General features: G+C 68.4%; 22 protein-coding genes and 3 pseudogenes. 17 read left to right on the top strand and 8 right to left on the bottom strand.

Going from position 1 to position 21,708, the window contains the following annotated elements:
- Window positions 1–11: 11 nt before the first annotated feature.
- The gene (locus AB0F41_RS28045) at window positions 12–491 is read right to left on the bottom strand and encodes a hypothetical protein (RefSeq protein ID WP_357428926.1); all 480 of its coding nucleotides are present in this window, start codon (window positions 489–491) and stop codon (window positions 12–14) included.
- Between the two features lie 146 nt (window positions 492–637).
- On the opposite strand from AB0F41_RS28045, the gene dapA reads away from it, so the two are divergent.
- Complete coding sequence (gene dapA, locus AB0F41_RS28040) at window positions 638–1,546, top strand: 4-hydroxy-tetrahydrodipicolinate synthase (RefSeq protein WP_357428924.1); 909 nt, start codon at window positions 638–640, stop codon at window positions 1,544–1,546.
- On the top strand, window positions 1,543–3,528 hold the full coding sequence (locus AB0F41_RS28035; protein ID WP_357428922.1) for a ribonuclease J: 1,986 nt from the start codon (window positions 1,543–1,545) through the stop codon (window positions 3,526–3,528). The genes dapA and AB0F41_RS28035 overlap by 4 nt, the downstream gene beginning before the upstream one ends.
- A gap of 108 nt (window positions 3,529–3,636) precedes the next feature.
- Here the strand turns inward: AB0F41_RS28035 and AB0F41_RS28030 are convergent, their stop codons facing one another.
- Both AB0F41_RS28030 and AB0F41_RS28025 read right to left on the bottom strand, forming a co-directional pair.
- Complete coding sequence (locus AB0F41_RS28030; protein ID WP_357428920.1) at window positions 3,637–4,194, bottom strand: hypothetical protein; 558 nt, start codon at window positions 4,192–4,194, stop codon at window positions 3,637–3,639.
- A gap of 68 nt (window positions 4,195–4,262) precedes the next feature.
- The gene (locus AB0F41_RS28025; protein ID WP_357428919.1) at window positions 4,263–4,658 is read right to left on the bottom strand and encodes a DUF4189 domain-containing protein; all 396 of its coding nucleotides are present in this window, start codon (window positions 4,656–4,658) and stop codon (window positions 4,263–4,265) included.
- A 123-nt stretch (window positions 4,659–4,781) separates the two neighbouring features.
- Between AB0F41_RS28025 and AB0F41_RS28020 the strand changes: the two genes are divergently transcribed.
- The 3 genes from AB0F41_RS28020 (at window position 4,782) to AB0F41_RS28010 (ending at window position 9,309) form a co-directional block, all read left to right on the top strand.
- The gene (locus tag AB0F41_RS28020) at window positions 4,782–5,405 is read left to right on the top strand and encodes a TIGR03085 family metal-binding protein (protein WP_357428918.1); all 624 of its coding nucleotides are present in this window, start codon (window positions 4,782–4,784) and stop codon (window positions 5,403–5,405) included.
- Between the two features lie 122 nt (window positions 5,406–5,527).
- Window positions 5,528–8,170, top strand: a complete 2,643-nt coding sequence (locus AB0F41_RS28015) for a DNA translocase FtsK (protein ID WP_357428916.1) — start codon at window positions 5,528–5,530, stop codon at window positions 8,168–8,170.
- 134 nt (window positions 8,171–8,304) lie between these two features.
- Complete coding sequence (locus tag AB0F41_RS28010) at window positions 8,305–9,309, top strand: TerC family protein (protein ID WP_357428914.1); 1,005 nt, start codon at window positions 8,305–8,307, stop codon at window positions 9,307–9,309.
- Window positions 9,310–9,351: 42 nt separating this feature from the next.
- Here AB0F41_RS28010 and AB0F41_RS28005 read toward each other — a convergent pair whose 3' ends face one another.
- Both AB0F41_RS28005 and AB0F41_RS28000 read right to left on the bottom strand, forming a co-directional pair.
- A complete protein-coding gene (locus tag AB0F41_RS28005) occupies window positions 9,352–9,636 on the bottom strand; it encodes a YciI family protein (RefSeq protein ID WP_357428912.1) in 285 nt (94 codons plus the stop codon).
- A gap of 75 nt (window positions 9,637–9,711) precedes the next feature.
- Window positions 9,712–10,263, bottom strand: coding sequence for an amino-acid N-acetyltransferase (locus AB0F41_RS28000; protein WP_357428910.1), 552 nt, complete (start codon window positions 10,261–10,263; stop codon window positions 9,712–9,714).
- Window positions 10,264–10,394: 131 nt separating this feature from the next.
- Between AB0F41_RS28000 and pgsA the strand changes: the two genes are divergently transcribed.
- From pgsA to AB0F41_RS27955, 9 genes and pseudogenes are all read left to right on the top strand, one after another.
- Entirely contained in the window at window positions 10,395–11,027 is a 633-nt protein-coding gene (gene pgsA / locus AB0F41_RS27995) for a CDP-diacylglycerol--glycerol-3-phosphate 3-phosphatidyltransferase (RefSeq protein ID WP_357428943.1), read from the top strand.
- Window positions 11,024–11,539, top strand: a complete 516-nt coding sequence (locus AB0F41_RS27990) for a CinA family protein (protein WP_357428908.1) — start codon at window positions 11,024–11,026, stop codon at window positions 11,537–11,539. The genes pgsA and AB0F41_RS27990 overlap by 4 nt, the downstream gene beginning before the upstream one ends.
- A gap of 127 nt (window positions 11,540–11,666) precedes the next feature.
- Window positions 11,667–12,089: a helix-turn-helix transcriptional regulator gene (locus AB0F41_RS27985; RefSeq protein ID WP_357428906.1), complete on the top strand. Its 423-nt coding sequence runs from the start codon at window positions 11,667–11,669 to the stop codon at window positions 12,087–12,089.
- A 257-nt stretch (window positions 12,090–12,346) separates the two neighbouring features.
- Window positions 12,347–13,087: pseudogene (locus AB0F41_RS27980) on the top strand (PspA/IM30 family protein); the annotation flags it as partial.
- Between the two features lie 118 nt (window positions 13,088–13,205).
- On the top strand, window positions 13,206–14,150 hold the full coding sequence (locus AB0F41_RS27975; protein WP_357428904.1) for a hypothetical protein: 945 nt from the start codon (window positions 13,206–13,208) through the stop codon (window positions 14,148–14,150).
- Window positions 14,151–14,255: 105 nt separating this feature from the next.
- Window positions 14,256–14,429, top strand: coding sequence for a hypothetical protein (locus AB0F41_RS27970; RefSeq protein ID WP_168443547.1), 174 nt, complete (start codon window positions 14,256–14,258; stop codon window positions 14,427–14,429).
- Between the two features lie 66 nt (window positions 14,430–14,495).
- Window positions 14,496–15,203 (top strand): PIG-L deacetylase family protein, encoded by a 708-nt coding sequence (locus AB0F41_RS27965; RefSeq protein WP_357428941.1) that lies wholly within the window; start codon window positions 14,496–14,498, stop codon window positions 15,201–15,203.
- Between the two features lie 384 nt (window positions 15,204–15,587).
- Window positions 15,588–16,751 carry a glycosyl transferase gene (locus AB0F41_RS27960; protein WP_357428902.1) on the top strand — a complete coding sequence of 388 codons (1,164 nt, stop codon included), beginning with the start codon at window positions 15,588–15,590 and terminating at the stop codon, window positions 16,749–16,751.
- Window positions 16,752–16,794: 43 nt separating this feature from the next.
- On the top strand, window positions 16,795–16,989 hold the full coding sequence (locus tag AB0F41_RS27955; RefSeq protein ID WP_357428900.1) for a DUF3046 domain-containing protein: 195 nt from the start codon (window positions 16,795–16,797) through the stop codon (window positions 16,987–16,989).
- A gap of 19 nt (window positions 16,990–17,008) precedes the next feature.
- On the opposite strand, the gene AB0F41_RS27950 is transcribed toward AB0F41_RS27955, so the two are convergent.
- On the bottom strand, window positions 17,009–17,524 hold the full coding sequence (locus tag AB0F41_RS27950; RefSeq protein WP_357428898.1) for a CGNR zinc finger domain-containing protein: 516 nt from the start codon (window positions 17,522–17,524) through the stop codon (window positions 17,009–17,011).
- A gap of 183 nt (window positions 17,525–17,707) precedes the next feature.
- Here AB0F41_RS27950 and AB0F41_RS27945 point away from each other — a divergent pair.
- From AB0F41_RS27945 to recX, 3 genes and pseudogenes are all read left to right on the top strand, one after another.
- Window positions 17,708–17,903, top strand: a pseudogene (locus tag AB0F41_RS27945) (DUF1348 family protein); the annotation flags it as partial.
- 160 nt (window positions 17,904–18,063) lie between these two features.
- A complete protein-coding gene (recA, locus tag AB0F41_RS27940; protein WP_357428896.1) occupies window positions 18,064–19,104 on the top strand; it encodes a recombinase RecA in 1,041 nt (346 codons plus the stop codon).
- A gap of 187 nt (window positions 19,105–19,291) precedes the next feature.
- Window positions 19,292–19,858 (top strand): annotated as a pseudogene (recX, locus tag AB0F41_RS27935) (recombination regulator RecX); the annotation flags it as partial.
- Window positions 19,859–19,997: 139 nt separating this feature from the next.
- Here the strand turns inward: recX and AB0F41_RS27930 are convergent.
- Complete coding sequence (locus tag AB0F41_RS27930; protein ID WP_357428894.1) at window positions 19,998–20,891, bottom strand: amino acid ABC transporter permease; 894 nt, start codon at window positions 20,889–20,891, stop codon at window positions 19,998–20,000.
- A gap of 64 nt (window positions 20,892–20,955) precedes the next feature.
- Window positions 20,956–21,636, bottom strand: coding sequence for an amino acid ABC transporter permease (locus AB0F41_RS27925; protein ID WP_357428939.1), 681 nt, complete (start codon window positions 21,634–21,636; stop codon window positions 20,956–20,958).
- Between the last annotated feature and the right edge of the window lie 72 nt (window positions 21,637–21,708).

The following is a 21,708-nucleotide window of genomic DNA, read 5'->3' as shown; positions in this document are numbered from 1 at the left end:
CCGGCAGCGGATCAGACCGAATCGCCGCCCTTGGTGGTGCCGCCGAAACCACCGCCCTTGCCACCGCCGTAACCGCCGCGCATCTGATCACGCAGGGCCCCGGAGACCACCCCCGACATCCACGAGTTCAGCGATTGCCCACTCTGCGCGGCGGCTTCCTCCGCCCGCGATTTGACCTGTTCGACCAGGCGCAGGGTGACGCGGCTGATATCGCCCGTCATCTCCTCGAAGCTGGGATTGTCGCCGGTGGCGGCCCGGCTCACGTCGACGGTCGCCTCCGTCCCGTGCAGTGAGACACGCACGGTGCGGTCGCCGAGTTCGGCGGTCACGGTATCGGCGAGTTCGGTCAGGGCCGAGAGCAGGGCCAGACGGGCGGAGTTCTCCACGGCGGTCGCGAGCGCCTCGGCTGTGGCCTGCGTCTTCTCGTCGCCGAGGGTCGCGGCGGCCACCAGGTCCGCGCGGATTCGGTCGGTATAGCGGTTGAGGTCCATGACATCAGTGTGGCGTCATATTTGACGCCTTTCAAGGAAATGTTGACATCAATATGAAGCAATCATGATGTCGGGCGGCTCCTGGCGGCGGAGAACACAGACGAGGGTGTCGAGGTGGACCGGGTGACCGGGTAGCCTTTCTGACCATGACGAACGGTGAATCGATGCCTCCGGTCTCGAGCGCGTCCGGCACAGTAGGTGTCGCGATGGTGACCCCCTTCAGCGCCGAGGGCAAGCTCGACATAGACACCGGCGTCGCCCTGGCACACCGTCTGGTCGAGCGGGGTGTCGACCTGCTCGCGATCTCCGGCACCACGGGTGAATCGCCCACCACCACCGAATCGGAGAAGGCGGACCTGCTGCGCGCGGTGGTCGACGCGGTCGGCAACCGGGCCACCGTGATCGCCGGCGCCGGCACCTACGACACCGCGCATTCGATGGAACTGGCCCGCAACGCCCAGCGCGCGGGCGCGCACGGCCTGCTGGTCGTCACCCCGTACTATTCGCGCCCCACCCAGGAGGGGCTGTTCGCCCACTTCACCGCGGTCGCCGATGCCACCGATCTGCCGGTGACCCTGTACGACATTCCACCCAGATCGGTGGTCCCGATCGCCTCCGATACGATCCGGCGCCTCGCCGAACATCCGCGCATCGTCGCCGTGAAGGATGCCAAAGGCGATCTGAACGCGGGTGCGGCGCTCATCGCCGAAACCGATCTCGCCTTCTACTCCGGCGACGATATGTTGAACCTGCCGTGGCTGGCGATGGGTGCGGTCGGATTCATCAGTGTGATCGGGCATCTGGTGCCCGAACGGCTGCGCGAGATGGTCGACGCCTACGCTGCCGGAGATGTGGTGCGCGCGCGGGATATCAATACCAGTCTGCTGTGGCTCAATGCCGCGATGGCCCGGCTCGGCGGGGTGGCGATGATCAAGGGAGGTTTACGGTTGCTCGGCATCGACGTCGGCGAACCGCGATTGCCGCAGGTGATGCCGAGCCCGGAACAGCTCGAGGATCTGGCGGCGGACCTGCGTGCCGCGGGGGTCCTCGAATGAGCGAACCCACCCCTCGCCGTCCCCGTCGCACCGCGCGACGCGACGTCGGAGCACCTGCTCCCGCCCCACCGGCCGAACCGACGCCTGCGCCCCGGGCCGCCGAGCCGCCGCGTCCCCCGGCCGAGGCCGCCGAGCCGCCGGCCGCGCAGCCCGCCCCGCCGGCCGCGGCGCCCGCCGCGGAAACCGCCGCCGCGGAATCGCGTCCCGCCAAGGATCGGCCCCGCCGCGGCCGCGGCCGCCAGAGTGGTCGTGGCCGATCGGAATCCGCGCGTCCGGCCCCCGCGGTCACCCCGGAGGCCGCCGCCCAGGACCGGCTCTCGCTCCCACCGAAACTGCCTCGTCACGGGCTGCGCGTTTTCGCGCTGGGCGGGATCGGCGAAATCGGGCGCAATATGACGGTGTTCGAGTTCGGCGGGAAACTCCTGGTCGTCGACTGCGGAGTGCTGTTCCCGGAGGATCAGCAGCCCGGCGTGGACCTGATCCTGCCGGACTTCCGGCCGATCGAGGACCGGATCGACGATGTGGCGGCGGTGGTCCTCACCCACGGGCACGAGGACCATATCGGCGCGGTGCCGTTCCTGCTGCGGCTGCGTCCCGATATCCCCGTCGTCGGCTCGAAATTCACCCTCGCGCTGGTCGCCGCGAAATGCCGGGAACACCGGCTGCATCCGCGGCTGATCGAGGTCACCGAGGGAGAGCACACCGAGCACGGCCCGTTCGATTGCGAGTACTTCGCGGTCAACCACTCGATTCCCGATGCGCTGGCGGTGGCCATCCGCACCCCGGCCGGAACCGTGCTGCACACCGGTGACATCAAACTCGACCAGCTGCCGCTCGACGGTCGCCTCACCGATCTCGCCGGTTTCTCCCGCCTCGGTGACGAGGGCGTGGATCTCTTCCTGGTGGACTCCACCAATGCCGAGGTCCCCGGTTTCGTCACGCCGGAGCGCGAGATCGGCGGTGTCCTGGACACCGTGATCGGAAAGGCGCGCAACCGGGTCATCGTCGCCTCCTTCGCCAGCCATGTGCACCGGATCCAGCAGGTCGTGGATGTGGCGCAGAAGTACGGGCGCCGGGTGTGCTTCGTCGGGCGGTCCATGGTCCGCAATATGCAGATCGCGCAGGACCTGGGGTATCTGACGGTGCCGGACGGACTGGTGGTCGATCTCGATCAGGCCGCCACCCTGCCCGGTGACAAATTGGTGCTCATCTCCACCGGTTCGCAGGGTGAACCGCTGTCGGCGCTGTCGCGGATGGCGCGCGGCGATCACCGCCAGATCCATATCCGCGCCGACGATCTCGTGGTGCTGGCGTCCTCGCTCATCCCGGGTAACGAGAACTCGGTGTTCACCGTCGTCAACGGGCTGGCACGCCTGGGCGCCACGGTGATCACGCAGCAGAACGCGAAGGTGCACGTCTCCGGTCACGCCTCGGCCGGGGAACTGCTCTACCTGTACAACGCGGTCCGCCCGACCAATGCCATGCCCGTCCACGGCGAATGGCGGCATCTGCGCGCCAACGCCGCCCTCGCGGTCGCCACCGGTGTGCCCGAGGACCGGGTGGTGCTCGCCGAGGACGGTGTGGTGGTGGATCTGGTCGACGGGATCGCCTCGATCGTCGGGCGGGTGCCGGTCGGGCATGTCTACGTCGACGGCCTGTCGGTCGGCGATGTCGGCGAATCCACCCTGTCGGACCGGCTGGTGCTGGGTGAGGGCGGGTTCATCGCCATCACCGTGGCCATCGACGTCACCACCGGTAAAGCCGTGAGCCCTCCGGAGGTGAGTGGCCGCGGATTCTCCGACGACCCCACCGCTCTGGCGGCGGCGGCAGAACTCGTGGAGGCCGAGTTGCTGCGCCTGGCCGCCGAGGGGGTTACCGATACCCATCGCATCGCGCAGGCCGTCCGGCGCATGGTGGGTCGCTGGGTCGCCGACACATACCGTCGGCGGCCGATGATCGTGCCGACCGTGCTCGGCGTCTGACACCTGCCGGCCGCCGGGCGATCTCCGCCCGGCGGGCCCGGACACCCCGATACGAAAGAACCGCCGGCGGACCCGAAGCCCGCCGGCGGTTCCGTATCTATCCGTGGATCAGGAGTCGGCCTGGCAGGCCGCGGAATCCAGCTGCGCGGACTTCACGATATTGCAGGCGAATCCGTGCGCGATCTTCCACTGATCGCCCTCAGCCACGAATTCGACCGTCGCGTTCTCTACCGGGCTACCCCCGATGGTGACATCGGCGTCGGCGATCACCTTGCCGTCGGCGGGGTCGCCGACATTGGTGATCTGGACGGTGACCTCATTCTTCTTCGCAGCCTCGACCAGCTTGTCGACGAGCTGCGGATCCTGTTCGGCGTCTTCGATCCAGGCCAGCTTCTCGTCTTCGCCGACCGAGCCGTCGAGCGCCCGGTTGATCTTGTCGTTGAGCTCTTCGGCGGTGGGCTTGGGCAGATTCGGCGCCGGAGTGGTGACGGGCGCCTTGCCCTCCTCCCGGCCGTCCTGCGTTTTGCCCGATTCGAACTCCGCGGCCGCCTCGGTGGTGGTGGCCGCCTCGGTCGAGGTCTCCTCAGTGGACGAGCAGGCGGTGAAGGTGAGGGCGGCTGCGGCCATCGCGATGGCGGCCGCGGCCCGGAATGGAAGAGTTTTCACAGTCTTGATTCCCCTACGAGTGGTGTCGGCGAATTCGGCGCCGATCGGATGGTGTGACCGGTGCGAACTCACAGGCCGTAGCCGGAAGTGCAGTTCCAGTGCTCGATGTAGGCATTGCCCGGGTTGTTGGCCAGCGCCTCCGAACGCGCCGCCGACCGGGTGGACCCGGAACCGTAGCTCAGCCAGTTGTCCGAAACCGCCAGTGCGCCACAGCCGTTGCGCCAGGAGATCTTCGCCACGCAGTCGCCCGCCCCGCACCTGTCCACCGCGGCCTGCTCGGCCTCGGCGTAGCTGTCGTAGTCGTAGGACCACCCGTAGTCGCCGGTGGACAGAGACACCGCGATGGCGCCGTAGTAGCTGCTGTACTGCGCGTGCGCAGGCGTCACCGAGGCGGCGAGCAACGAACCGATGGTCGCCACCAGAACGGCGGCAACGGTGAGAATCTTCTTCAAAGGTGTTCCCATCTGTGATTTTCAGGTCCACGACCCTATGGACCGAATGACAAAGTACAGAGCACTTCTGTCGCAGAGCAACCGGTTCGGTGATCGTCGCCTCCCCTGCGGCCGGGTCTCGGCTAGATTCATCGTGTGAACATGGCTCAGCGTGAACGCCGTGCACTGGTCGAAACAATGGTGGCGGCAGGCCCCGATGCCGCCACCCTGTGCGGGCAGTGGACGGTACGAGATCTGGCCGCGCATCTGGTGGTGCGGGAGCGACGTCCCGACGCCGCCCCGGGCATCATGGTGCGTGCGTTCGCCGGATACCTGGAGAAAGTGCAGAACAAGGCCGCGCAGCGGCCGTTCCCCGAGCTGCTCGAGCAGGTGCGCACCGGTCCGCCGTGGTGGTCGCCGTTGCGGCCGGTGGACGCCGTCGCCAATCTCGCCGAAATGTTCGTCCACCATGAGGATGTGCGCCGCGCGCAGCCCGGCTGGGAGCCCCGCGAACTGTCCACCGAGGATCAGCGCAGCCTGTGGTCGACGCTGCGGCGGATGGCCAAGATGGCCTACCGGAAATCACCGGTACCCGTGGAGCTCTCGACGCCCGACGGCGACAGCGTGCGGGTGAGCGGCGGCGAGGGTCCGGCGGTGACCCTCACCGGGACGCCCGCCGAACTGCTGCTGCACGCCTTCGGCCGCGAGCAGGTCCGCATCGAGGCCGCCGGCGACCCCGATGCCGTGCGTACGGTGCTCGAGCTCGACCGCTCGATCTGAGCGCGGCCGGGCCGCTCCGGGGCTGTTTCGGACCGGCGGACGGAGGCGGTTCCCACCACCGGCGCGGCCGGTACCAGTGTTGCGGATGGTCCTGATGGGGTTGTTGCGGCTAGCCTGAGCCCATGGCAGGTAAGTCCCGCGGCACGACCACACCGGGTGCGCGGGCGGGATCGGCTCGGGGGCGGACGACCGCGGCGCGTTCTCGTTCGGGCAGTTCGCGCCAGGCGGCGAGTTCGGCACAGGCAGGTGGTGCGCCCCGCAAGACCACCCGGAAGGCGGCCCCCCGGCCCGCATCGGGCTCCCGGACGCGGCGCCCGGCCCGGCGCCCGGCGCCGGCCCGGCGCTCCGATACCGCGCCCCTGGCCGTTTTCGGCCGGATGATCACCGGCGGCTGGACGATGGCCGCCCGCGGGCTCGGTGCCACCACCCGGGCGCTGAGCCGGGCCGGGGATATCGAGCACGGACATCGGCGGGACGGGATCGCGCTCGGCCTGATCGCGGCGAGTGCGGTGATCGCGGCCGCGGTCTGGCTGTCGGCCGGTGGCCCGGTCGGTCACTGGGTCGACAGCATCATCCGGGCCATCACCGGGTCGGCGTCGGCGGTGCTGCCGTTCGTGGCCTCCGGGATCGCGGTGGTGCTGATGCGCACCGAGCCCGATCCCGAGATCAGGCCCCGGCTGGTCCTGGGCGGTCTGCTCATGGGACTGCCCTTCCTCGGTCTCTGGCATATCGCCGACGGCGCTCCCTCCGATGCCGCGGGCCGCGCCGATGCCGCCGGGTTCCTCGGTTTCGTCATCGGCGGTCCGGTCACCGACGGGCTCACGGCCTGGCTGTCGGTGCCGATTCTGCTCCTGGCGATGGTTTTCGGTCTGCTGCTGGTCACCGGGACCACGGTGCGGGAGGCCCCGCAGCGTCTCCGCGAGTTCTTCGGCGCGCCGCCACTCGCCGGTGATCCGGACTACCGCGACGGCTACGACCCCGTGGACGAGTTCGATACCGCGTCCGGCGGTTCTCCGACCAGGGCGCGCCGCCGCCGTCAGCGGGCGCAGGCGGAGAACTACCCGGCCGATGAATTCACCGGGCCCGCCGCGGACCAGGACAGCCCGGGTGAGCCGCCGCTGCGGGAGGCGAAACCGATCGCCGCGGCGACGGAACCCGAAGGCCCACCGGCCCGCCGGAAACGCAAACCCACCGCGCCCGCCGCGATCGATCAGACTCCGCCGCCCACGGTGGAACCGGAGTTCGTCGCGGACCGCGCCCCCGAGGGCGACTACACCCTGCCGCCGATGAATCTGCTCATCGACGGCGATCCGCCGCGTAAACGCAGCGCCGCCAACGAATCGATGATCGAGGCGATCACCGAGGTCCTGGTGCAGTTCAAGATCGACGCGGCGGTGACGGGGTTCGTGCGTGGCCCCACGGTCACCCGCTACGAGGTGGAACTCGGGCCCGGTGTGAAGGTCGAGAAGATCACCGCACTGACCCGCAATATCGCCTATGCGGTGGCGACGGAGAATGTGCGTTTGCTCGCGCCGATCCCCGGCAAATCCGCGGTCGGCATCGAGGTGCCCAACTCCGACCGCGAACTGGTGCGACTCGCCGATGTGCTGAAGGCGCCGGCCACCCGCAACGATCACCATCCGCTGGTGATCGGGCTGGGTAAGAACATCGAGGGCGAATTCGTCTCGGCGAATCTGTCCAAGATGCCGCATCTGCTGGTGGCGGGTTCCACCGGATCCGGTAAATCGAGTTTCGTGAACTCCATGCTGGTGTCGCTATTGCAGCGGGCCACCCCGGACGAGGTCCGGATGATCCTGATCGATCCGAAGATGGTGGAGCTGACCCCGTACGAGGGCATCCCGCATCTCATCACGCCCATCATCACCCAGCCGAAAAAGGCCGCCGCGGCGCTGGCCTGGCTGGTGGAGGAGATGGAGCAGCGCTATCAGGACATGCAGGCCAGCAAGGTCCGCCATATCGACGATTTCAACCGGAAGGTGAAGTCCGGGGCGATCACCACGCCGCTGGGCAGTGAGCGGGTCTATCGGCCCTACCCCTACATTCTGGCCATCGTCGACGAGCTCGCCGATCTGATGATGACCGCGCCGCGCGATGTCGAGGACGCCATCGTCCGGATCACCCAGAAGGCCCGTGCCGCCGGCATCCACCTGGTGCTGGCCACCCAGCGGCCGTCCGTGGATGTGGTGACCGGTCTCATCAAGACCAACGTGCCGTCCCGGCTGGCCTTTGCGACGTCCTCGCTCACCGATTCCCGCGTGATCCTCGATCAACCCGGTGCCGAGAAGCTCATCGGTATGGGCGACGGCCTGTTCCTGCCGATGGGTGCGGGTAAACCGACCCGGCTGCAGGGCGCCTTCATCGGCGACGACGAGATCCACGGGGTGGTCGAGTTCACGAAGAACCAGGCCGAGCCGGATTACGCCGAGGGGGTCACGGCCGCCAAGGCCGGGGAGAAGAAGGATGTCGACCCGGATATCGGCGAGGATCTCGATGTCTTCTTGCAGGCCGTGGAACTCGTGGTGACCTCGCAGTTCGGGTCGACGTCGATGTTGCAGCGCAAATTGCGGGTCGGGTTCGCCAAGGCCGGGCGGCTGATGGATCTGATGGAGACCCGCGGCGTCGTGGGGCCCAGCGAAGGGTCGAAGGCGCGCGATGTGCTGATCAAACCCGATGAGCTGGACGGTCTGCTCTGGTCGATCCGGGGCGGCGGGGACGAACCGGCGCCGGAGTCCGGCGGGGAGTGACGCGCGGCGTCACGGTCGCGGCCGCGGGATGCCGGGGTGTGCGACGATGGTCGATGACCACCCCGCGGCCCGAGGGAATCGGGCATATCGGGCATTATTGGGAGCATGACTCGTACCGCTGAACGGATCACCGTATGCAGGTAACCGCTCTCGTGTGGGGGATCACCATCGTGGTGATCCTCGGCCTGTTCGTCTTCGATTTCTTCGCCCATGTGCGCACTCCGCACGAGCCCACCTTCCGTGAGTCCGCCTTCTGGTCCGCGGTGTACATCGGTCTCGCCCTGGCCTTCGGCGGTGTGATCGCCTGGAAGTGGGGCGGAACCTACTCCGGCGAGTACTACGCCGGTTTCGTCACCGAGAAAGCGCTCTCGGTGGACAACCTGTTCATCTTCCTGATCATCATGTCCACCTTCGCGGTGCCGCGGATCTACCAGCAGAAGGTGCTGCTGATCGGCATCGTGGTGGCCCTGGCGATGCGCGGGGTCTTCATCGCGGTGGGCGCCGCGGCGATCAGTGCTTTCAGCTGGGTGTTCTACCTCTTCGGCCTGTTCCTGGTCTACACCGCGGTGAAATTGCTGCGGGAGAGCGGTCACGAGGTCGAGGAGGAGCAGAAACGCGACAGTCGCGTCGTGCGGCTCACCAAACGGCTCGTGCCGACCACCGAGACCTACGACGGCGACAAACTGATCACCCGCATCGACGGCCGGCGCGCGGTGACCCCGATGCTGCTGGCGCTACTGGCCATCGGATTCGCCGACCTGCTCTTCGCGCTCGATTCCATTCCGGCGATCTACGGCCTCACCGAGGAGCCCTATATCGTCTTCACCGCCAACGCCTTCGCCCTGATGGGGCTGCGCCAGCTGTACTTCCTGATCGGCGGGCTGCTGGACCGGCTGGTGTATCTGTCCTACGGACTGTCCGCGATCCTGGCCTTCATCGGTGTGAAACTCGTGCTGCACGCCCTGCACGAGAACAGCCTGTGGTTCATCAACGGCGGCGAGCATGTGAGCGTCCCGGAGATCTCGACCGGCCTGTCGCTGTCGGTGATCATCGGCATTCTGGTCATCGCGACCGTGGCCAGCCTGCTGAAGACCCGCGGTCGCGCCAAGCCGCAGCCGGCCTCCGGCCCGCGGGAGTGAGCCGATGGGTGCCGGCCGGTCGCCGGCCGGCACCCGTGGCCGTCAGTCGCTGAAGGCGCCGAGTACCGGTTGCCATTCGACGGCCCTGACCTCGTCGATCAGGCCCTCCTCGGCGAAAGGGTCCCGCCGCAGCAGTTCCGCGAGATCCGCGGCGCTCGGGGCGCGGAACAGCAGCAGGGCGCCGGAACCGTCCGGGTACGGTCCGCTGCTGAGCAGCTGTTCCGCCGCGAGCCGGTCGGCGAGCCAGTCCCGGTGACGCGGGCGGTGGGTATCGCGACCGGTGATGGTGGCGTCGGAATAGGTGTAGTGGACTGCGAAGATCGGCACGGGACGACTCTAATGTGCGGGCCGCCGGGCGCCGACGGACCGGGGGACACGGGGCCTCGGGCACCGGGAACGGGGTCAGAGGGTGAGCAGCATCCGGGTGTTGCCGAGCGTGTTCGGTTTCACATAACTGAGATCGAGGAACTCGGCGACGCCGGTGTCGTAGGACCGGCACATCTCCGCGTAGACCTCGGCGGTCACCGGGGTGCCGTCGATCTCGGCGAATCCGTGCCGGGCGAAGAACTCGACCTCGAAGGTGAGCACGAACAGCCGGCTCAGCTCCAGCTCCCGGGCCACATCGACGAGCTGTTCGACGATGAGTTTGCCCACACCGTGGCCCTTCACGTCCGGACGCACCGCCACCGTGCGCACCTCACCCAGATCCGCCCACAGCACGTGCAGCGCACCGCAGCCCACCACCCGGTCGCCCAGCTCGGCGATCCAGAACTCCTGCACCGATTCGTACAGGTTGACGAGGTTCTTCTCCAGCAGGATACGACCGGCGTACTCGTCGACCAGCGCTTTGATCGCCGGGACGTCGGAGGTGCGAGCGCGGCGCACCCGCACGGCGGCGGTCTGCGTACCGGGCGCTGCGCTGGTCGGACCACCCACTGGTCCCCGTGAGGTCATGGGGTGCACAGTAGTCGGCCGCGCTACCGATAGGCTGAGTGTGTGCCGCACATCCCGTCCTCCCGCTCGACCCCGCGCGCCCGTCGCCGCGCGTCGTCGCAGAGGCGGCTATGAGCGTGCACCCCGAGGAGATGGACCGGCGATTGGCCGCGCCCGCGTCGTTACGCGGCGGCCTGGCCCCGGCGCCGGCGGAATCAGCGGTCCCACTGCTCAATATCGCCAATATCCTCACCATGCTCCGGATCGCGCTGGTCCCGCTGTTCGTCCTGGTGCTCTTCGCCGGCGACGGCCACCAGACCGGGTGGCGTATCGCCGCGACCGCACTGTTCGCGCTCGCGGCGGTCACCGATCGATTCGACGGTCAGCTCGCCCGCAAGTACGGACTGGTCACCGATTTCGGCAAACTGGCCGACCCCATCGCCGACAAGGCGCTGATCGGCTCCGCGCTGATCGGGCTCTCTCTGCTCGGTGACCTGGCCTGGTGGATGACCGTGGTCATCTGCGCCCGTGAGATCGGGGTGACCCTGCTGCGGCTGGCGGTGGTGCGGCGCGGGGTGATCCCGGCCGGGCGGGGCGGCAAAGTGAAAACGCTGGTGCAGTCGGTGGCCATCGGGGTGCTGCTGCTGCCGCTGTCCGGCGGTTTCGCCACCGCGGGAATGGTGCTGATGTGGATCGCGTTGGTGCTCACCGTGGTGACCGGATTGGACTATGTGGGGCAGGCCGCCCGGCTCTGGCTCGCCGGACCGCACCGCAACCGCGGATGACCGGCGATCACGCCGGCCCGCTGACCGCGCCGACGGCCGCGGCCGAGCTGGTGGCCGCCCTGCGCGAGACCGGGCAGACGGTCGCGACCGCGGAATCGCTCACGGCGGGCCTGGTATCGGCCACAATTGCCGGGGTGCCCGGCGCCAGCACCGTGCTGCGCGGGGGACTGGTGGTCTACGCGACCGATCTCAAGCACCGGCTCGCCGGAGTCGACGAGCAGGTGCTGGCGGCCGAGGGACCCGTCGCGGCGAGCACCGCCGAACAGCTCGCCGTCGGGGCGCGGTCGCGCTGTATCGCCGACTGGGGGCTCGCGCTCACCGGGGTCGCCGGCCCCGACCCGCAGGACGGCATCGAGGTCGGCACGGTGTTCCTGGGGCTGGCGGGCCCCGGCCATACCGAGGTGATGCGGTTGAAACTCACCGGCGACCGGTGGAATATCAGGTTCACAGCGACACGGACCGCGATACACGAACTACTGCGATGCGTGCGGGGCGTAACACCCACCGGGTGAGCGGTTCCGCGTCCCGCCCCGGGAACCTCCGGGGCGGGTTCCGACGTTGTGCGAAGAGAGAACCGCGTGCGTGCCGTGGGGCTGCGGCATACCAGGGCGACGAGCCGACCGGGAGAAGGAGAACTCGATGACGCTGCTGCGAGAAGCGATCGGGGACAGTCTGCGGCGTGCGCGCCTCGCCCAGAGCCGGACCCTTCGCGAAGTTTCCACCTCGGCCCGGGTGAGCCTGGGTTACCTCTCCGAGGTCGAGCGGGGACGCAAGGAGGCCTCCAGCGAATTGCTGGCAGCCATCTGCGAAGCCCTCGATGTCCCGTTGTCCAGGGTGCTGTGGGACGTCAGCACCGCCATCGCCGCCGAGGATCCCGCGGTGACGGGTGCCCCCGCCTCCGCGGCTGCAGAACCCGCCGCGGTACCCGCCGAACCGGCAGCGGCCGCCGAACCCGCCGCCGCCGTGGCGTCCGCGTCCGCGCGGCCGCAGGTGGACGGGGACACGCGCATCGTCATCCCCGCGCCCAAGAACGGCCCGCTGGTGCTGGTCGAAGCGGCCTGATCGGTGATAGCCGCCGTATACCGGATCGTGACAATGCGCGTCATGCGCCGGAGCGGATAGATTCGTAGGAGGCGTATCTCCGCATCCGCTCCGGCCGGGCCTCGTGCGTCGGCGCGGGCCGCCCCCGGGCGAGACGCGGCGTCGTTCGGTAGTCGGTGCCGGGCGTCGCATGGTGGAGGATAGGCATACACGAGTGCGTGACGGTCGCGCACTCCGAGTCGCCCAGGCGGCACTGTAGATGGAGGCGGGATCAACCGATGGCTAATCCGTTCACGAAGGCCTGGAAATATCTGATGGCCCTCTTCGACTCCAAGATCGAGGAGCACGCGGATCCGAAGGTCCAGATTCAGCAGGCTATCGAAGAAGCTCAGCGCCAGCACCAGGCCCTGTCCCAGCAGGCCGCCTCGGTGATCGGTAACCAGCGTCAGCTGGAAATGAAACTCAACCGGCAGCTCGACGAGGTCGAGAAGCTCAACGCCAACGCGCGGCAGGCCGTCGTCCTCGCCGACCAGGCCAATACCGCCGGCGATACCGAGAAGGCGGTCCAGTACACCAACGCGGCCGAGGCGTTCGCCGCGCAGCTGGTGACCGCCGAGCAGTCGGTGGAAGACCTCAAGGTCCTGCACGACCAGTCGCTGCAGGCCGCGGCGCAGGCCAAGAAGGCGGTCGAGCAGAACGCCATGCTGCTGCAGCAGAAGGTCGCCGAGCGCACCAAACTGCTCAGCCAGCTCGAACAGGCCAAAATGCAGGAGCAGGTCAGTGCCTCCCTGCAGCAGATGGACAGCACCCTGTCCGCGCCGGGCAGTGTCCCGAGCCTGGACGCGGTGCGGGAGAAGATCGAACGCCGCTACGCCACCGCGCTGGGATCCGCCGAACTCGCCCAGAACACCGTCCAGGGGCGCATGCTCGAGGTCCAGCAGGCCAGCGTCCAGATGGCCGGGCACAGCCGGCTCGAGCAGATCCGGGCCTCCATGCGCGGTGACCAGCTGCCCGCCGGTAGCGATAACTCCGCCATCGACGCCGGTAAGTCCGCGGCCGAACCGGCCCAGCCCCAGATGAACAAAGGCCAGACCGCACAGCAGTAGCGGCTCCACAAAGAGTTCGGCGAGGACAGCGATGAAGTCTGACAGGCCCCGATTCCCGACCGGGTCCCGGGAATTCACCCAGGCCTGGACGGACCTGCCGCCCCAGGCCGCCTCTGTCGCCGGGACTCTGCGCGAAGCCGGGGAGAACGCCCTCGTCGCGGTCCGCCGCTGGGCGGACCCGCGCGAACGCGAACTCCGCAGGCGCCGTCGCGCCCGGCGCCGCAGCATCGGCCTGAGCACCGCCTCGGGACTCACCACCGCCGGTGCGGTCGGACTGGTGATCCTGTCCGCCCCCGCCTGGGCGGTGCTCATCCTGGGCGGCGGTGCGGTCGCCCTGGTCACCGGCGCCGCCCTGAGCACCCGGCGCTATCTGCAATTGCGCCGCGCCCCGCTGCCCCTGGCCGGTCACGTGCCCCGCAAACTCCCGTCCGCCCGGTCTGCCGCCCGCCCCGCCATGGCGCGGCTGGCCCGGGCGGAACGCGCGTTGCACGAGGTCGCCGGTCAGATCGCGCGCTCGCGCCGGCTACCCGCCGACGAACTCGAAGACCTGGTGGCCACCGCCGCCTCCGGCGCCGCCGCGCTCACCGCCCTGGCCACCGATATCGCCGCGATGGAGGGCACCATCCGGGCGCTCGGCGGTGGCGCGGCCGAACTCACCGACACCGCCGACGTCCATCGGCTCGGGGAGACGTTGCGGTCGATCGTGGCGCGGCTGGACAGCGGCGTGACCGAATACGAACAGGTGGTCGCCGCGGCCGCCCGAGTGCTCGCCGTCGACGAAAGCGGCGCGCTGCGCTACGAGTTCGACGGTATCGTCGCCGATCTCCGCCACGCCGCGGACCGGATGGACGGCTGGGCCCAGGCACTCACCGAACTCGCCGATCGCGCGCCCGGCGGTCTGCTCCCGCCGGCCGCCGGCCACGCGCCGTGGCAGCAACCGGTGCCGGAGGCCGCGCGCCGCCAGGCCCGTTCATAACTCTCAGGGATAACCCTGATCTTCCCCGGATATCGGTTCTCACCTGGTGATTTCCCGGTTGGTCGGTGCCATGCTCGAAGCAGGGACAACTGCTGGGAGGCAAAAATGCTGTGGAAGATCATCGGCGTGGTCGCCGTCGTCTGGATCGCGCTGGCGGTGATCGGTGCCTTGATCAAAGGCCTGTTCCCGATCCTCGTGATCAGTGCCGTCGTATTCGGCCTGTACCTGCTGTACAAGGCGATCTCGGGATCGGACGACAACACGGTCACCAAAGTCTGACCGCCCCGCCGCGGTGACGTGCTTCCCCTCGGGCGCCGGGTGCGCCACGATGGTCGGATGACGAGCATGCCGCATCTCCCGGAGGACTGGCAGCGTGCGCTGGTCATCGTCGCGCATCCCGACGATATCGAGTACGGGGTCGCCGCGGCGGTGGCCCGCTGGACCGGGCAGGGCAAAGATGTCCGGTACGTTCTGGCGACCTCCGGCGAGGCCGGCATCGCCGGAATGCCGCCGGCCGAGTCGGGACCGCTGCGGGAAGCCGAGGAACGTGCGTCCGCGGCGGTCGTCGGCGTACGTGAGGTCGAATTCCTCGGCTACCCGGACGGGCGGATCGAGGCGGGTCCGCCGCTGCGGCGGGACCTGGCCGCCGCGATCCGCCGGCATCGTCCGGAACTGGTGGTACTCGCCCACTTCGGACCGACCTGGGCGCCCGGTTTCGTCAACAGCGCCGACCACCGCGCGGTCGGCAGGGCGGGGCTCGACGCGGTATCCGATGCGGGCAATGAATGGATATTCCCCGAGATCGCCGCTCTCGCACCGTGGACCGCGCGGTGGGCGGCGGTGGCGGTACCCACCGGAGCCACCCACGGCGTGGATGTCACCGATACCGTCGAGGTCGCCCAGGCATCGCTGGCCGAACATCGCCGCTACCTGGAGGTCCTGAGCCCGGAACCCGTGGCCGAACAGGCACGGTCGGTCGTCGAGATGACCACCGCGCCGATCACCGGTTTCCCCGCCGCGCGAGCAGTCGGGTTCGAGCTCTACACCTTCTGAATTTTTGGCCCCGCCTTGGGATGCGACCACCCGGAGGAAACGAGAGAACGCTCACCCACCGACACCATGACATCTGAAGCGGTTCCGGGTCGGTGAAGGTGCTCACAGGGCACACAACCCATGGGAGGGAACCGCACCCCCACCTGAATCGGTGCCGGTGATCGCGTAAGGGCTCAACCGCCGCAACCGATGGCGGGAGTGCGCACTCACTACAGATCCGAAGCGGGCGCCGACAAAGCGCGAGGACACGCACCCCACCCACACCATGAACACCTGAAGGGGTTCCGCGATCGTGTAAGTGCTCAAAGGTCGCAACCCGTGGACGGGCCACTGCACGCGCACCCCGGCAGCGGCTGTGGGCGGATTGCATGGCAGGCTGAGCGGATGCGAGTGGCTGTCGTCGCCGGTCCCGATCCGGGCCATGCGTTTCCCGCTATCGCGCTGTGCCTGCGGTTCCTCGACGCGGGCGACGATCCGGTCCTGTTCACCGGTCCCCGCTGGTTCGATGCCGCACGCGAGGCGGGTATCGGGGTGCGCCGGTTGAAGGGTCTGGCGCCGCGGCCGATGGACGACGATGCCGACGCGGGGGCGCGGATTCATCAACGGGCCGCCTATATTTCGACCGAGATACTCCCGGAGCTGGGCGCCATGCTGCCGGAACTGGTCGTCTCGGATGTGCTCACCGCAGGCGGCGGGATGGCCGCCGAACGGCTGCGGGTGCCCTGGGTGGAGCTGTCACCGCATCCGCTGTACCTTCCGTCGAAAGGGCTGCCGCCCATCGGGAGCGGGCTCGCGCCGGGCACCGGTGTGCGGGGCCGCGTCCGGGATACGGTGCTGCGGACATTCACCGCGCGTGCGGTGCGCGCCGGGCAGCGTCAGCGGGAGATGGCGCGGGTCGGTGTGGGTCTGCCCACGGTCGATCCCGGCCCCGCCGCCCGGCTGATCGCCACCCTGCCCGCGTTGGAGGTGGATCGGCCGGATTGGCCGGCGGAGGCCGAACTGATCGGCCCGCTGCTGTGGGAGCCCACCGATCGGCGGCTGGAGTTGCCGCCCGGCGACGATCCGCTGGTGCTGGTGGCGCCGTCGACCGCGCATACCGGGGTAGCGGGGATGGCCGAGACGGTGCTGGCCGCGCTGGAGGGCACCGGAGTCCGGGCGGCGGTGTCGATGCTCGACGAACCGCCGCATCCGCTGCCGCATTGGGCCACCGCGGGCCTCGGGCGTCAGGACGAACTGCTACGGCACGCTGCCGTGGTGGTCGGCGGCGGCGGGCACGGCCTGCTGGCGAAATCCCTGTCCGCGGGGGTGCCGGTGGTCACCGTCCCCGGCGGTGGTGACCAGTGGGAACTGGCCAATCGCGCCGTTCGCCAGGGATCATCGCTGCTGGTCCGTCCGCTGACCGTGGAAGCGGTACGCGAAGCCGTCCTGCGGGTGCTGGGCGAGCCCGGATTCACCGTGGCGGCCCGATCCGCGGCCGCCGGTCTCGAGGGCTCGGCCGATCCGGTGGCGATCTGTCATCGGGTGCTGGACTCGGTGCGAGCGCACTGACCGCCCCGCTCCCGTTCGTCCCGGGGCGGGTATCTTGTGCACGGTGCGGTTGACGGAATTCCAGGAACTTTTGCACACCGAATTCGGCGAGGCCCGAGGCGACACTCTGCTCAGCGATCACGTCATCCTGGCTCTCGACAGCCGGACCGGTGCTGCCGCAATCGAAGCCGGTGTCGATCCGCGTGCGGTCTGGCGCGCGCTCTGCGCCGAATTCGATGTTCCGCGTTCGCGTTGGTGAGTGGCGGTGCCCCGGTGAGTCAGGCTCTGCGCGCCTGGTGGCGCGCGGCTTTGGCGCGGTTGCCGCAGGTGGCCATCGAATGCCAGCGGCGGGTCCCGTTCTTGGATGTGTCGTAGAAGAACAGGACACAGTCCGGATGCGCACAGCGGCGGATCCGGCTGGGCGCTTCGGCGAGAAGTGTGAGCAGATTGTTCGCGGCCAGCCAGCCGGGCAGCCGGGCAGGATCATCTACTTCGGGTGAATCGACCGGCCCGGTGCCGGTGAGGCGGCGCCGGATGCGGCCGTGGTCGAGTACCTCGTTGAGGGCATCGTGCGTCCCGTGGACGACGGTGTCGTAGATGGCGCTCCGTGCCGCCAGCACCGCTTCGAGTGTGCGTTCGTCCGCGGGTGCCGCCTCGGACAGTCCCGCGGAGTCCAGCCAGATCCCCAGCCCGGATACATCGATCAGCAGATCTCGTGGGCCGTGCTCCATCCACCGCGTGTTCAGCAGGTCCAGTGCCGGCGGTTCACCGAGGTGGGGGCGTGGATCGAGCATGCCTGAGGGTAACGGTCTCCTTCTCATGGTCCGAGCGGCTCCATCAGTATAACCGTCTAAATGAGATTCAACGGTTGACGGCGCGGGGTGCGGCGACAAACGGTCTAACCGTTCAAATATTTTCAACGGTTACTACACGGGAGATCGATCATGACTGCAACCCTCGCCCCCGGGCATATCGGACGTTTCCAGTACGAATGGCACGACGAGGCCGGGCAGTGGTGGCGCAGCTACGGGAACGAACAATGGGAATTCGCTCCGGACGGTCTGATGGCACGCCGGGAGGCGAGTATCAACGATGTCCCGATCGCGGCGGAAGCAGCGGCGCATCCTCGGTCCCCGGACGGAAGGGGACGAGACCGGACTTCCGCAGTGGTGACGAGTCGTGCCCCGCGCGGCGCCGACCGGTCCGCGACGCGCGGGCGTGTGGCTTGACTCGAACACCTGTTCGTCTAGGCTGAGGCCCGAACTTGTCGGTGCCGCCCTCTACTGTGGGCGCCAACCACACCACCCACCACCCGGTGAAAAGGGGAGACACAATGGCGCCACAGCCCTATGACCGCGACAAGGCCCTCGAGCTCGCACTCGCGCAGGTCGAGAAGAGTTTCGGCAAGGGCGCGGTGATGCGCCTCGGGGAAGAGGTCCGCCAGCCGATAGCGGTGATCCCGACCGGTTCCATCGCCCTCGATGTCGCCCTGGGTATCGGCGGCCTGCCCCGCGGCCGGGTCGTGGAGGTCTACGGACCGGAATCCTCGGGTAAGACCACCGTTGCGCTGCACGCGGTCGCCAATGCGCAGGCATTGGGGGGTGTGGCCGCGTTCATCGACGCCGAGCACGCCCTCGATCCCGACTACGCCGCCAAACTCGGCGTCGATACCGACGCACTGCTGGTCTCCCAGCCGGACACGGGTGAGCAGGCCCTGGAGATCGCCGATATGCTCGTGCGCTCCGGCGCCATCGACATCATCGTCATCGACTCGGTCGCCGCCCTGGTGCCCCGCGCCGAGATCGAGGGCGAGATGGGCGACAGCCATGTCGGCCTGCAGGCCCGGCTGATGAGCCAGGCCCTGCGCAAGATGACCAGCGCCCTGAACAATTCCGGTACCACCGCGATCTTCATCAATCAGCTGCGCGAGAAGATCGGCGTCATGTTCGGTTCTCCCGAAACCACCACCGGCGGTAAGGCGTTGAAGTTCTACGCGTCCGTGCGGCTGGATGTGCGCCGGATCGAGACCCTGAAGGACGGCAGCGACGCGGTGGGTAACCGGACCCGGGTCAAGGTGGTGAAGAACAAGGTTTCGCCGCCGTTCAAACAGGCCGAGTTCGATATCCTCTACGGCCACGGCATCTCCAAGGAGGGGTCGCTGATCGATATGGGTGTCGAGCACGGGTTCATCCGTAAATCCGGCTCTTGGTACACCTACGAGGGTGACCAGCTCGGGCAGGGCAAGGAGAATGCCCGCAAGTTCCTGCTCGACAACACCGATATCCGGGACGAGGTCGAGAAGAAGATCAAGGAGAAGCTGGGGATCGGCGCGGATGTGACCGCGGCGGCGGAGGAGACCCCGGCCGATTTCTGACCCGATGGACGAACGAGCCGCCGCCCGCTCCGGGGATCCCGATCCGGTGGCGCAGGTGCGTCGGCGTCTGGAGGAACTCCTGGCCGCCGGTGGAAAAGTTACCGGTACCGCCCGGGGTACCCGGCCGGACGAGTCCGATCCGCAGCGGACTCGTCCGGCCGGCGCCCGGGACCCGGATTCCGGTTCGAGGAGCGGGAGGCAGGCCCGCCCGCGGCGTGGTGCGGCCGGGGAGCCCGACGAACCGGGTGGGACCGTCGAGCAGGCGAAGGACGCGAGCCTGCGGTTGCTCGCCGTCCGGGCGCGCAGCCGGGCCGAACTCGCCCGGCGTCTGGCCGAGAAAGGGTATTCGGCCGAGGTGGCCGAGGCGGCCCTCGAACGATTGGCCGAGGTCGGGCTGATCGACGACGCCGATTTCGCCCGGCAGTGGGTGCGCGAGCGACACGGATTCTCCGGCAGGGGTAAGCGGGCGCTGGCCCAGGAACTCCGCCGCAAGGGCGTAGCCTCGGAAGACGCCGAGGCCGCGCTGGACAGCGTCACCCCGGACGACGAATACGAGCGTGCCACGGAGCTGGTGCGCCGCAAATTGCGGACTCTGCCCGCCGGCCTGGACCGGGAGAAGGCGATGCGCCGGCTGGTCGGGATGCTCGCTCGTCGCGGTTACGGTCACCAGGTGGCGTACGCGGTGGTCAAGGCCGAATGGGATGCCACGAACGCAAACGCGGGCATCGACGACGAGCCCCCACCGATCGACTGATATCGGCCGCCGTTCTTCCGGACGCCCCGGCCGAATGGGAAGCCGGTAGATACTGTCACTTCGGATGCCGGGCCCCGATACAACGGTGGCCCGGAGCGCAGGCGCTCCGGGCCACCGTGTGGCGGGCTCGGGGGCGGGGCTACTTGCGGAGATCCAGCCCGGGTACGGCATCGGTGAGCACCGAATCCGCCGCCACCACGGCGCCACCGCGTTTGCGGCGACCGGCACGCAGCCGCTTCTCCAGCCGGGTGGCGATCGTGGAAAGCAGCACATTGAGCACGATCATGATGATCGCGACCACGATCAGCGCCGGGATGGTGTTCGATTCGGCGGCGCCGAGCTGCTGGGCACTGCGCACGACCTCCTCGTAGGTGATCACGTAACCGAGCGCCGAATCCTTCAGTGCCACCACCATCTGCGAGATGAGGGCGGGCAGCATGGCCGTGATCGCCTGGGGGAGCAGGATGAGCCGCATCAGCTGGCCCTTGCGCAACCCGAGTGCCACACCCGCTTCCGTCTGACCTTTCGGCAGCGAGAGGATCCCGGCACGGACGATCTCGGCGATCACCGATCCGTTGTAGATGGTCAGCGCGGTCACCACCGCGGACAGCGCCAGGTATTCCGAATCGAACAGGTCGTACTCGGAGTACAGCGCGAACAGGAAGATCATCAGGATCAGCACCGGGACGGCGCGGGCGATCTCGACGACGGTGCCGGCCGTCCAGCGCACCCAGGCGTGGTCCGAGAGTCGCGCGATACCGAAGACCATCCCCAGGACCAGCGCGAACACGATCGACAACAGCGCCGCGACGACTGTCCCGCGCAGACCGGGCAGGATATAGGTGCTCCAGACGGCGCCGTCGAGGAAGGGCTCCCATTTCTCGGCGGTGAACTGGCCCTTGTCCGCGAAGCCGCGGTAGACGAACCAGCCCACGGCGAGCACTGCGACGAGGACGATGATCGAGTAGACGATATTGCGGACCCGGGCGACCGGGCCCGGCGCATCGTAGAGAACAGATGCCTCGCGTGTCATCGAGCCTCCCTCGAAACAGAATGATGCGGTCCGCGGAGGCCGCAGCGCAGGCGGAGGTTTCGCATCATCGGGCAACCTCGAATCGTTTGGCCAGATATCCGAACAACAGACCGGCCGGCAGGGTCAGGATGACGAAGCCGAGGGTGAAGATGAGGCCGATCGTCAGCAGCGCGGCCTCGGTTTCGATCATGTTCTTCATCAGGAAGGAAGCTTCGGCGACACTGATCGCCGAAGCGACCGTCGTGTTCTTGGTCAGCGCGATGAACACACTGCCCAGCGGGGCGATCACCGACCGGAAGGCCTGCGGTAGCACGATGATGCGCAGGTTCTGCAGGAAACTCAGACCCAGCGACCGCCCGGCCTCGGATTGGCCCAGCGCAACCGTGTTGATTCCGGCGCGCAATGATTCACAGACGAAGGCCGCCGTGTACACGCTCAACCCGATGACCGCCCAGCGGAAATTGTTGTCGGCCAGCGAGGTCGGGCCCTCGGAGGCCAGATTCATACCGAGTGTGGAGTACAGGCCCAGCGAGCAGAACACCAGGATGAGCGTGAGCGGGGTGTTGCGGAACACGGTGACATAGGCCGTGCCGGCCCAGCGCGCCACGGGCACCGGAGAAACCCGCATACCGGCCACGATCGTGCCCAGAACCAGTGAACCGAGCGTGGACAGCAGGGTCAGTTTGATGGTCATCCAGAATGCGTCGAGCAGCTGGGTGTCGTACTCCGAGATCAAATCGAACACGGTGGTTGCGCGCCTCCGATCGGCGAAATAGGCCGGGATCACCGGGGGCCGGGCCGCATGCGGCCCGGCCCC

Origin of the sequence: Nocardia sp. NPDC024068, assembly GCF_040638875.1 — a bacterium.
Lineage (GTDB): Bacteria > Actinomycetota > Actinomycetes > Mycobacteriales > Mycobacteriaceae > Nocardia.
Note: the sequence above shows the minus strand (reverse complement) of the source record. Positions and strands in the feature narration are given on the sequence as shown.